The sequence below is a fragment of the Psychrobacillus sp. OK032 genome (genome assembly GCF_900111345.1).
Taxonomy (GTDB): Bacteria; Bacillota; Bacilli; order Bacillales_A; family Planococcaceae; genus Psychrobacillus.
This window is the reverse complement of the sequence record NZ_FOGY01000012.1, coordinates 42432-53647: the sequence shown is the minus strand read 5'-3', so window position 1 is coordinate 53647 and position 11216 is coordinate 42432. Positions and strand designations below refer to the sequence as shown.

The 11216-nt window shown below is 35.9% G+C and carries 13 protein-coding genes and 1 rRNA gene; 13 read left to right on the top strand and 1 reads right to left on the bottom strand.

All coding sequences use genetic code 11. The features are described 5' to 3' along the window. The 11 genes from rrf to rsmI all read left to right on the top strand — a co-directional run. A 5S ribosomal RNA gene (gene rrf / locus BMZ04_RS19910) occupies positions 1 to 92 on the top strand; the annotation flags it as partial. Between the two features lie 166 nt (positions 93 to 258). Beyond that, entirely contained in the window at positions 259 to 1680 is a 1422-nt protein-coding gene (locus BMZ04_RS19905; RefSeq protein ID WP_093276583.1) for an aminotransferase class I/II-fold pyridoxal phosphate-dependent enzyme, read from the top strand. 2 nt (positions 1681 to 1682) lie between these two features. Then, complete coding sequence (gene tmk, locus BMZ04_RS19900) at positions 1683 to 2324, top strand: dTMP kinase (protein ID WP_255368027.1); 642 nt, start codon at positions 1683 to 1685, stop codon at positions 2322 to 2324. A gap of 46 nt (positions 2325 to 2370) precedes the next feature. Continuing rightward, a complete protein-coding gene (locus tag BMZ04_RS19895) occupies positions 2371 to 2700 on the top strand; it encodes a cyclic-di-AMP receptor (protein WP_093276576.1) in 330 nt (109 codons plus the stop codon). 21 nt (positions 2701 to 2721) lie between these two features. Further along, entirely contained in the window at positions 2722 to 3162 is a 441-nt protein-coding gene (locus BMZ04_RS19890; RefSeq protein ID WP_093276571.1) for a YaaR family protein, read from the top strand. Positions 3163 to 3352: 190 nt separating this feature from the next. Beyond that, positions 3353 to 4360 carry a DNA polymerase III subunit delta' gene (gene holB, locus BMZ04_RS19885; protein WP_093276566.1) on the top strand — a complete coding sequence of 336 codons (1008 nt, stop codon included), beginning with the start codon at positions 3353 to 3355 and terminating at the stop codon, positions 4358 to 4360. Further along, a complete protein-coding gene (locus BMZ04_RS19880) occupies positions 4353 to 5183 on the top strand; it encodes a PSP1 domain-containing protein (RefSeq protein ID WP_093276561.1) in 831 nt (276 codons plus the stop codon). Before holB ends, BMZ04_RS19880 begins: the two co-directional genes overlap by 8 nt. A gap of 12 nt (positions 5184 to 5195) precedes the next feature. Continuing rightward, positions 5196 to 5549: a DNA replication initiation control protein YabA gene (gene yabA, locus BMZ04_RS19875; protein ID WP_177184518.1), complete on the top strand. Its 354-nt coding sequence runs from the start codon at positions 5196 to 5198 to the stop codon at positions 5547 to 5549. 190 nt (positions 5550 to 5739) lie between these two features. Next, positions 5740 to 6486 carry a tRNA1(Val) (adenine(37)-N6)-methyltransferase gene (locus BMZ04_RS19870; protein WP_093276551.1) on the top strand — a complete coding sequence of 249 codons (747 nt, stop codon included), beginning with the start codon at positions 5740 to 5742 and terminating at the stop codon, positions 6484 to 6486. Beyond that, positions 6473 to 6775, top strand: coding sequence for a GIY-YIG nuclease family protein (locus BMZ04_RS19865; protein WP_093276547.1), 303 nt, complete (start codon positions 6473 to 6475; stop codon positions 6773 to 6775). The genes BMZ04_RS19870 and BMZ04_RS19865 overlap by 14 nt, the downstream gene beginning before the upstream one ends. Beyond that, positions 6738 to 7616: a 16S rRNA (cytidine(1402)-2'-O)-methyltransferase gene (rsmI, locus tag BMZ04_RS19860; protein ID WP_093276594.1), complete on the top strand. Its 879-nt coding sequence runs from the start codon at positions 6738 to 6740 to the stop codon at positions 7614 to 7616. Before BMZ04_RS19865 ends, rsmI begins: the two co-directional genes overlap by 38 nt. A gap of 42 nt (positions 7617 to 7658) precedes the next feature. Here the strand turns inward: rsmI and BMZ04_RS19855 are convergent, their stop codons facing one another. After that, on the bottom strand, positions 7659 to 7934 hold the full coding sequence (locus BMZ04_RS19855; protein WP_093276543.1) for an AbrB/MazE/SpoVT family DNA-binding domain-containing protein: 276 nt from the start codon (positions 7932 to 7934) through the stop codon (positions 7659 to 7661). A 347-nt stretch (positions 7935 to 8281) separates the two neighbouring features. Here BMZ04_RS19855 and metG point away from each other — a divergent pair, with 347 nt between their 5' ends. Together metG and BMZ04_RS19845 are read left to right on the top strand one after the other, a co-directional pair. Continuing rightward, positions 8282 to 10234, top strand: a complete 1953-nt coding sequence (gene metG, locus BMZ04_RS19850; protein WP_093276538.1) for a methionine--tRNA ligase — start codon at positions 8282 to 8284, stop codon at positions 10232 to 10234. 168 nt (positions 10235 to 10402) lie between these two features. Further along, a complete protein-coding gene (locus BMZ04_RS19845) occupies positions 10403 to 11176 on the top strand; it encodes a TatD family hydrolase (protein ID WP_093276533.1) in 774 nt (257 codons plus the stop codon). The last annotated feature ends 40 nt before the right edge of the window (positions 11177 to 11216 follow it).

Sequence of the window (11216 nt, the reverse complement as noted above, 5' to 3'; positions counted from 1 at the left end):
ACACCCGTTCCCATACCGAACACGGAAGTTAAGCTCTTTTGCGCCGATGGTAGTTGGGGGATTCCCCCTGTGAGAGTAGGACGTCGCTGGGCACTAAAAAAGAAGTTGTTATCGAGTAATCGATAACAACTTCTTTTTATTTTTACCTAGGAAATAATAAGGTTTAGATTTATATATTAATTCTATATTTAAGAGGAACATGTTCTATTCATGTATAATAAAACTAGACAATATGACAAGCTAGTGAGGTAATATAAAATGCAAGAGAAACGACCATTAGTAGAAGCATTAGAAAAGTTTCATAAACAAAAAAGCATTTCATTTCATGTGCCAGGTCATAAAAATGGTCTTCTATCAGGTTTACCCAATGTAATGAAGGAAACCATGCGGTATGATTTGACCGAGCTAAGTGGATTAGATGACTATCATCATCCAGAAGAAGCAATTAAAGAAGCAGAGCAGCTACTTTCAGATACATATGAAACGCAGAAAAGTTTTTTTTTAGTAAATGGAACAACTGTAGGAAATTTAGCTATGATTTATGCTACTTGCAAGTTTGGCGAGCAAATTATTGTACAAAGAAACGCTCATAAATCTATTTTTAACGCCATCGAATTAGTTGGAGCCGAGCCTATATTTGTAGCACCAGAATGGGATGAGCTAACGAAAACCGCATCTTATGTTTCACCAGATGTTATTAATAAAGCGATACAACAATATCCTATGGCTAAAGCCGTTGTACTAACCTATCCTAGCTATTACGGTGTTGCATCTTCTAACCTAAAAGATATTATTGATTTGTGTCATGTGAATAATATCCCGGTATTAGTCGATGAAGCTCATGGGGCACATTTTCACGTGAATAAGGGATTTCCGAAGTCTGCATTAATGTACGGAGCAGATGTAGTTGTTCAATCAGCTCATAAAACATTACCTGCACTAACGATGGGGTCTTTTTTACATTTTAATTCGAGATTAATTGAAGTAAGTACGATAAATAAGTATTTGCGAATGCTACAATCGAGCAGTCCATCCTATCTCTTACTAGCCTCACTGGACGATGCGAGAAGTTATGTCGCTAGATACAATGAGATAGACTATAAACACTTTATAGACAGAAGAAAGTTATTTATTCATACGTTGGAAACTATTTATCTTCTGGAAGTAGTGCAAGTAGACGATCCACTTAAACTGTTAATACGAGTAGGAGCATATGCTGGTTTTCAAGTACAAAAAGCATTTGAAGCGCAGAATATTTATGTAGAATTAGCAGATACACATCAAGTATTATTTATTTTACCTTTATTAAAAGGAGAGCATGAATATCCTTTTGCAGATATTAGGAAGCGTATAAAGCAAGCAGTAGATGAATTAAGAAAAGAATTGCCAAATAGTCCAGCGGATATCGAACCAGTTATTCAACATTCTATTTCAACATTACATATGAGTGTAGGTGTATTGAGTGAAATGCAAGGAGAATGGATTCCATATACACGTGCGATTGGAAGGATAGCAAAAGGAATGGTGATTCCCTATCCGCCTGGAATTCCCCTTTTAATAGCAGGTGAGAAAATCACAGTGGCTATGCTAACCGAATTAGAAGAATGGCTGGAAAAGGGTGCGGTATTTCAAGGAGAACATCGACTTTCAGAAAAATTAATATATGTAGTGGAGGAGTAATAGTGCAAAAAAGAGGGTATTTTATAACTAGTGAAGGTCCTGAAGGGGCTGGAAAAACAACTGTAATGAATTTACTTGGAGATCAATTAAAACAAGAGGGCTATGATGTTGTAATGACAAGAGAGCCGGGTGGGATTATGATTTCTGAAAAAATAAGAAACATAATTTTAGATAATGAGCATACAATGATGGAGAGTCGTACAGAAGCTTTACTATATGCGGCAGCAAGACGGCAGCATTTAGTTGAAATAGTACAGCCTGCCATCGAAGCTGGAAAAATAGTTATATGCGATCGTTTTATAGATAGTTCGCTTGCATATCAAGGTTTTGCAAGGGGTATTGGTGTAGAAGAAATACTAGCTATAAATAAGTTTGCAATAGGTAATATAATGCCAAACAAAACAATTCTTTTTGATATTGACCCGAGTGTGGGACTTGCAAGAATAAATGCGCATGAAAATCGCGAAAAAAATCGATTAGATGTAGAAAGTCTAACGTTCCACGAAAAAGTTAGAGAAGGTTATTTATCGTTAGTTGATCAGTATCCAGAACGTATTGAAGTAATTGATGCTTCTCGTTCAATCGATGCAGTATTAGAAGATGTATATAAAGTAATAAAAGGCGAATTAGAAATAATTAGATAATTCATGTTATAATAGAAAGAAGAAAATACAAAAGGAGTGAGTATCGATGAAATTGATAGTAGCGGTAGTGCAGGATCAGGATAGTAATCGATTGTCCAATGCTTTAACCAAAGCAAAATTTAGAGCGACAAAACTAGCAAGTACAGGTGGCTTTTTACGATCTGGGAATACTACTTTTTTAATCGGTACAGATGACTCATTAGTAGCTTCAGCTTTAGAATTGATCAGAGATAATTGTCGAGCACGAGAGCAAATGGTTGCACCTGTCTCTCCGATGGGAGGAAATGCAGATTCATATATTCCATACCCAGTAGAGGTTGAAGTTGGAGGAGCTACAGTATTTGTTCTACCGATTGAACAATTCCATCATTTTTAATGAGGGAAGGGGTAGAAAAAATTGAAGATAAATCAAGACTTACGAGTAGGTCTAGATCAGGTAAGAAAAGATTCTATGCAGAATGGTCCACGATCTGCGAATTTTGGACAAATGGTTACTAGACATGAACAAAGAATGCAAACGGAAACTATAACTAAACTGTTAGGAGATATATCAACGGCAGGAGATCGTCTTGCACGATCAAGGAATTTACGTGATATGGCAAAGTTTAAAATGCTAATTCGAAAGTTTCTACAGGAAGCCGTAGATTTTGGAATGGGATTAAAACAATCTCATACATGGAATCGTTTTGGTGAAGGTAGAAAGTTAAAGATTGTTGAAACAATTGATGAGAAATTAGTGGAACTAGCCGAAGAGATTTTAGACCAAGAGAAAAGCTCCATTGATCTATTAGATAAAATTGGAGAAATAAAAGGTCTTCTTATTAACCTTTACACGTAAACTTCCCGTGTTTTCGCCACCTGCGAGACACGGGATTTTTTAAGAGATAAAAAAGTATGTAATATTGGTAACCTAGCATTTCAGTATCCTCCAATTATTAATGCTCTATAACATTTACTTTTTCGCTCGCAAAGCACAGAAAACAAGTTGCAAATAATCAAGTGGAATTGGATAAAAAGAAGGTGATAAGATGAATAACTGGTCATTTGAAGCTGTAGATAAACTACAACCAGTGGCAATAAAGCAAATACAATCGATTATACAAAAAAAACGCATAGGGCATGCATATATCATTGAAGGTGCAAAAGGGACTGGAAAAGTAAAGGTGATGCAATTTTTTGTACAACTTATTTTATGTGAAAATCCTACTGAAAATGTTCCATGTGAAACATGTCGAAGTTGTAAAAGATTAAAATCAAATAATCATCTAAACTTTAAGGAAATTGAACCAGACGGTCAATTCATTAAGCGAGGCCAAATAGATGATTTAATCCATGAAATGAGTAAAACAGCTATTGAAACTGGTCGTAAAATATATGTCATCCATCATGCAGATCAATTGAATGCTAGTGCTGCGAATACATTATTAAAATTTTTAGAAGAACCACAAAGTGAGATAACGGCAATACTTTTAACCGATAGAATGCATGCACTAATTCCAACCATTCGTTCTAGATGCCAGCATTTAAGTTTAGCAGCCATGCCTCAATCGGTCCTAAAACAAAGACTTGTAGAAGAGGGGATAACGGATTCTATGGCCTCTACTGTATGTCGGATGACGAATCAAGTCGAAGAAGCAATTAAATTGTCGAAGGACGAGCATTTTGGACTTGCGAGGAAATCAGTGTTAAAATTGGTTGAAGCGAGTGGAAAAAGTGTTCAAGATGCACTGATGTGCATTCATGAAGATTTTGGTCCATTGCTCAAAGAAAAGGAACAAGCAGAACAAGCATTAGATTTACTACTATTCGCTTATCGTGATATAGTAGCTATAAAAGCAAGTAACGTCGCAGTCTGTACTTATCCGGATATGATACATTATTGGAATCAAGTTGCTCTACATACTACGTATGAGCAATTATCCAAGCAATTAGAAATAATTTTACATGCAAAACAAAACTTGCATAAGAACATGAACCGGACACTGATGATGGAGCAGTTAATGCTAAACTTGCAGGAGGTATTCACTTTTGTATAATGTTGTAGGAGTTCGCTTTAAAAAAGCGGGTAAAATATATTATTTTGATCCAGTTCATTTTGCGTTAGAGAAAGACGACTATGTGATTGTAGAAACTGCTAGAGGGATTGAATACGGCAAGGTAGTCGTACCGATCAAGCAAGTAGGAGAGCATGATGTTGTTCTTCCTTTAAAACAAGTAGTAAGACCATCTACTGAGAAAGATCGTATCCAAGTAGATGAAAATCGTTTAGAATCTGTACAAGCTTTAGCTTTAGGAACTGAGAAGATTTTAGAAAGATCTTTAGAGATGAAACTTGTGGATGTTGAATATACATTTGACAGAAACAAAATTATTTTTTATTTTACTGCGGAAGGTAGAGTAGATTTTCGTGATTTAGTAAAGGATTTAGCATCTGTATTTAGAACCCGTATTGAACTAAGACAAATTGGAGTGCGCGATGAAGCTAAAATGCTAGGTGGCATTGGTCCATGTGGACGTATGCTTTGTTGTTCTACATTTTTAGGTGATTTTGAACCGGTATCTATTAAAATGGCAAAAGATCAAAATTTATCATTGAACCCATCGAAAATATCTGGTCTATGCGGACGTTTAATGTGTTGCTTAAAGTATGAAAATGATGAATATGAGGAAGCAAGAGAACAAATGCCGGATATTGGCGATAAAATTGAAACGCCGGATGGTATTGGTAGAGTGGTAAGTATGAATATTTTAGAGCGAGTTTTACGTATAGAGTTAAATGATCCACAAAGAGTATTAGATTACACGTTAGAAGAAATTATTAGCCATGCGGAAAATCCGGTACAATGGTCAAGGCAATGAGGTGAATGTGTGATGGACCGTAATTTTTTAGATACAATTATAGAATTTGAAAAACAATTAGAGTCCACGCAGCTGCAATTTCGAGCTTTAAAAGAATTTGTGGCGATAATGGTAGAAGAACGTCAAACGCTACAACAAGAGAATAACCATTTAAGACAAAGACTCGATGAAATGCATGAAAAAGAAGCATTAAATGAGAAAGTTCGAGAAGAAAAATTAAACAAAGCGGACGTTGGAGAAGGTCATGATAATTTAGCACGACTTTATCAAGAAGGCTACCATGTTTGTCATGTTCATTTTGGAAGTTCTCGTAAAGAAGAAGATTGTCTATTTTGCTTATCATTTTTAAATAAACAAAACGTATGATCAATTGACTGATGCCACTCCAAAAGTGGGTGTCAGTCTTTTGTTTTAAGGTAAGAAAGTATAAACTTTTTTACTCAGTATCGATCTAGCTCGGGCACCTCTCTCCTGTGCACTGCTCGTCGCAGAAAGAGCACTGCCCTCGAGGCAAACAATAGTGCTTGCGCTTTTCTAATACTTGGAGGAATCAATTATGGAACAATGGTTAAAGGATGACGAACGACTAGATTATTTATTGGCAGAGGATTTACGCATTATTCAAAGTCCTTCTGTTTTTTCGTTCTCATTGGATGCTGTATTATTATCAAGATATACATATGTACCGATTAATAGAGGGAAAATTGTAGATTTATGTACGGGTAATGGGGCGATTCCCTTATTTTTAAGTGCCCGAACGAAAGCAGAAATAATAGGGATTGAATTACAAGAAAGACTTGCAGATATGGCCACAAGAAGCGTCGGGTATAACAAACTTTCTGAGCAAATTACGATTAAGCAAGCTGATGTAAAGGGAATTGCTGCACAAATTGGATCGGAAAAATATGATGTCGTCACTTGCAATCCTCCTTACTTTCCAGCGCATGAAGCGAGTGAGAGAAATTTAAAAGAACATTTAGCTATTGCTAGGCACGAGATTCACCTTACGCTAGAGGAAGCTGTTATTTCCGCAAGTGAACTGTTAAAGCAAGGTGGAAAAGCAGCATTTGTTCATCGCCCTGGGAGATTACTTGATATCGTTACCGCGATGAGGGCAAATCGACTAGAGCCTAAGCGTATTCGATTTGTCTATCCTAAGGAAGGAAAAGAAGCAAATACACTATTAATAGAAGCAATCAAAGACGGTAAGCCAGATTTAAAAATTTTACCACCCTTATATGTATATGGAGAAGATGGGCAATATACAGAAGAAGTAAAAGAGATGTTATATGGAAAAGAATGAAAAGATTCATACTTTCTACGTTTTAGAATGCAATGATGGTTCCTATTATGCGGGCTATACAAATGATTTAGACAAAAGAATTAATGTGCATAATGAAGGAAAAGGGGCAAAATATACACGAGCAAGACGCCCAGTTGCCTGTATATATAACGAAATATTCGATACGAAACGTGAAGCAATGCAAGCAGAATATGCATTTAAGCAATTATCGAGAAAACAAAAAGTTCATTATATGGGAGGGCAAATAGATGATGAAATCTCAGAAATCGACGGAGCACGAACAAACTAGTTGTTTGTATTTAGTTGCAACGCCCATCGGCAATTTAGAAGACATGACGATGCGTGCCATTCGAATATTAAAAGAAGTAGATATAATAGCAGCAGAAGATACACGCAATACGAAAAAACTTTGTAATTATTTTGAGATAACGACGCCACTTATGAGCTATCATGATCACAATCAGCAAACAGGGGGAGAAAAGATACTAGACTTATTAAAACAGGGAAAGCGTATAGCATTAGTGAGCGATGCAGGACTACCTTGTATTTCAGATCCAGGGGCAGATATTGCAGCAAAAGCAGTGGATGAAGGCTTTGGAGTCATTCCAATACCAGGAGCAAATGCAGCACTCAGTGCATTAATTGCATCGGGTTTATCGACACAACCTTTTTTCTTTTATGGATTTTTAAGTAGAAATAAAAAAGAAAGAAAGGAGGAAATTACACAGCTTCAAAAAAGACAGGAGTCTATTATTTTATATGAATCTCCACATCGGATAAAGGATTCCTTAAAAGATATGCAAGCCATTATGGATGGTGATCGTCAAATTGTATTAGCTAGAGAACTGACGAAAAAGTTCGAAGAGTTTATAAGAGGAACTATTGATGAAGTGGTAAGTTGGGTAGAGCAAAATGAAATTCGTGGTGAATTTTGTATCGTATTAAATGGTAATGATAAAGAACAAATAGATGAATTAGAAGTTTCATGGTGGGATAAACTAAGTATAGAAGAACATGTGAACATTATTATAGAGGAAAAGCAATGTACTACAAAAGAAGCGATTAAAGAAGTGGCGATCCAAAGAGGTTTGCCAAAAAGAGAAGTTTATCAAAATTATCATGTAGATTAATTAAAAACATCCATATTCTAAAACAGAATACGGATGTTTTTATTATTTTAGGTTATTTTGAATCTCTTTAATTAATAATTCCGCACCCTCAGCGCTTAGAATTAATTTACCACCAACAAGACGAAGATTGTCATCTGATACTTCACCAGTTACAGCGCAAGTCATGTTTGGCATATATTTTTTTAGGATGATTTTGTCGTCGTCTACATAAATTTCTAGTGCATCCTTTTCTGCAATACCTAAAGTACGACGAAGTTCAATAGGAATAACTACGCGTCCTAATTCATCAACTTTACGAACAATACCTGTAGATTTCATAATATTTTTTCTCCTCTCAAGAGTGCAAATTTTTCGTCATTATTCGACATGAATCACTTTCATACATACAATCATACCAAGTACTACCATTTTCGTCAATAATTAAATTACCGAAATAGTTGCGTTAAATGATAAAAAAATGACTATTTTATAGAGTAATAGATAAAAATTTGATTAATAAAATTAAAAATAGTTATTATTTTGAAATATTAACTGTTTTATTTAATAATAGTCAGGTAAGTATTATTGTATAACTATACATTGGATTTCTTAATTATTTGAAACAAATACGTCCTTTAGATAGAATAGAATATAAAGTAGATTTTCGCATTGGAGGCATTTTTACATTGAAAGATCAACAAAAAACATTTTACTTAACAACGCCTATTTACTACCCAAGTGGCAAGTTTCATATTGGTACTGCGTACACAACAGTAGCATCCGACGCAATGGCACGTTACAAACGACTAAGAGGATATGACGTTAGGTTCCTTACGGGAATGGACGAGCATGGTCAAAAAATTCAAGAAAAAGCACAAGAAGCAGGTATGGAGCCGCAAGCATACGTAAATGAAATTGCGGAAGCAGCGAAAAAAGTATGGGCATTGATGGACATCTCGTATGATGATTTCATTCAAACAACAGAAGAACGTCATACCAAAACGGTCGAAAAAATCTTTCAACGTTTTTTAGACAATGGAGATATTTATAAAGGAGAGTACGAAGGTTCGTATTGTACCCCTTGTGAATCTTTCTTTACAGAAAGCCAATTAGTGGATGGCAACTGTCCGGACTGTGGCAGACCTGTTCATAAAGTAAAAGAAGAGTCATATTTCTTTAATATGAAGAAATATGCAGATCGTTTATTAGCTTATTATGAAGATAATTTAGAGTTTATTGAACCAGAGTCTCGAAAAAATGAAATGATTAATAACTTTATTAAGCCTGGCTTAGAGGATTTATCTGTTTCCAGGACATCTTTCGATTGGGGAATTCGAGTACCGGGAGATCCAAAGCATGTTATTTACGTGTGGGTTGATGCTTTAACGAATTATATTACTTCACTTGGTTATCTATCGGAAGATGATTCATTGTTTAAAAAGTATTGGCCGGCAGATGTACATGTTGTAGGAAAGGATATTGTAAGGTTCCATACAATTTATTGGCCAATCTTCTTGATGGCATTAGATTTACCACTACCTAAAAAGGTGTTTGCACATGGATTTATCATGATGAAAGACGGTAAAATGTCTAAATCTAAAGGAAATGTTGTTTATCCTGAAATGTTAGTAGAACGTTACGGGTTAGACGCAACACGCTATTTCCTACTACGTGAGCTTCCATTTGGACAAGATGGCGTATTTTCTCCCGAATCGTTTGTGGAACGTACAAACTTCGATTTGGCAAATGATTTAGGTAATTTGTTAAATAGATCGGTATCAATGATTAATAAATATTTCAATGGAAAAGTTCCAACAACTCAAAGTGAGCCTACGGAATTCGATGCAGCTCTTCAGCAATTCGCAAAAGAAACTATTGAAAAGTATGAAGCGAGCATGGAGAAAATGCAGTTTAGTGTTGTATTAAGCGAATTGTGGGCTTTCATCTCTCGTACTAACAAGTACATTGACGAAACACAACCATGGGTACTTGCAAAAGACGAGGCACTTCGTGGTCAGTTGGCTGCTGTAATGACCAATTTAGCAGAAAGTTTACGTCAAATTGCAACACTAATCCAACCATTTATGACGAACAGTCCAAAAGAAATGATAAACCAGCTTGGATTGACAGAAGAACACTTGGAATGGGATAAGCTTGGGAACTTCCACGTGATTGAAGAGGGAATAGAAGTAATTCAAACTGGCGTACCAATATTCCCTCGTCTTGATGTAGATGTAGAAGTAGCTTATATTCGTGATCAAATGCGCGGCTCTGTGCAAACACCACAAGAAGAAGCTGAAGAGGAAGTTCAATCCGAAGAAATTTCAATCGATGATTTCTTTAAAGTTGATTTGCGAGTAGCTACTGTTATAGAATGTGAACAAATTCCAAAGGCCGACAAATTATTAAAACTGCAATTGGATATGGGTTATGAAAAACGTCAAGTTGTTTCAGGAATAGCGAAGCACTATAAGCCAGAAGAACTTATTGGGAAGAAAGTAATTGTTGTTGCTAATTTAAAACCGGTAAAACTTAGAGGAGAACTTTCCCAAGGGATGATTCTCGCTGGTGAAAAAGATGGTTATTTAACACTAGCTACAGTAGATGAAAAGCTTGAAAATGGCGCACAAGTAAAATAATAGTTAAAATAAACCTGTCGCAAAAGTGACAGGTTTATTTATCTTCGCATCTCTTATGTTGGTTAGAAAAGAACCACCTGAAGCGGATAACCAGCTGTAATTCTTAGTTAAATACTATTTGAAAATACCATCCAATAAAATATATGTGGTAATAAAGGAGGAAAAAGGATGTTTATAGACACGCATGTACATTTAAACGCCGATCAATACGAAGAAGATTTACAGGAAGTCATTGATCGAGCATTAGAAGCAAACGTAAAGAAAATGGTTGTGGTAGGATTTGATCGTAAAACCATCGAACGAGCAATGAAGCTAGCAGAACAATATTCATTCATTTACGCGGTAATTGGTTGGCATCCGGTAGATGCAATCGATTGCACAGAAGAAGACCTTAAATGGATTGAAGAGCTTGCTGCACATGAAAAAGTAGTAGGAATCGGTGAAACAGGGTTGGATTATCACTGGGATAAATCTCCAATAGAGATTCAACAAACATTATTCCGAAAACAAATCCGATTAGCTCAAAAAGTAAATTTACCGATTATTATACATAATCGAGAAGCAACCGAAGACGTTATTCGCATATTAAAAGAAGAAGATGCTTATCTAACGGGTGGAATAATGCATTGTTTTGGAGGAAGTGTCGAAACAGCAAGACAATGTATCGACATGAATTTCAAGATTTCACTTGGAGGTCCGGTGACTTTTAAAAACGCAAGGAAGCCTAAAGAGGTAGCTACGGAGATTCCTCTAGAGCATTTATTAATCGAAACAGATGCTCCCTATTTGGCGCCCCATCCTCATCGAGGAAAAAGAAATGAACCTGCGCTTGTACCACTTGTTGCGGAAGAAATTGCACGTTTAAAAGGACTTACGATTGAACAAGTAGCGGAAGCAACAACGAATAATGCAGAGCAATTCTTTCGCATAATAGATAAATAAATGTAAAGCTTAAGATGCTCATGGTGTAGCCGGTTTATAG

Coding starts and splice junctions, on each gene's coding strand:
- BMZ04_RS19905 (WP_093276583.1), top strand. CDS start 259: ATGCAAGAGAAACGACCATTAGTAGAAGCATTAGAAAAGTTTCATAAA.
- BMZ04_RS19895 (WP_093276576.1), top strand. CDS start 2,371: ATGAAATTGATAGTAGCGGTAGTGCAGGATCAGGATAGTAATCGATTG.
- holB (WP_093276566.1), top strand. CDS start 3,353: ATGAATAACTGGTCATTTGAAGCTGTAGATAAACTACAACCAGTGGCA.
- yabA (WP_177184518.1), top strand. CDS start 5,196: ATGGACCGTAATTTTTTAGATACAATTATAGAATTTGAAAAACAATTA.
- BMZ04_RS19870 (WP_093276551.1), top strand. CDS start 5,740: ATGGAACAATGGTTAAAGGATGACGAACGACTAGATTATTTATTGGCA.
- BMZ04_RS19865 (WP_093276547.1), top strand. CDS start 6,473: ATGGAAAAGAATGAAAAGATTCATACTTTCTACGTTTTAGAATGCAAT.
- rsmI (WP_093276594.1), top strand. CDS start 6,738: ATGAAATCTCAGAAATCGACGGAGCACGAACAAACTAGTTGTTTGTAT.
- BMZ04_RS19855 (WP_093276543.1), bottom strand. CDS start 7,934: ATGAAATCTACAGGTATTGTTCGTAAAGTTGATGAATTAGGACGCGTA.
- BMZ04_RS19845 (WP_093276533.1), top strand. CDS start 10,403: ATGTTTATAGACACGCATGTACATTTAAACGCCGATCAATACGAAGAA.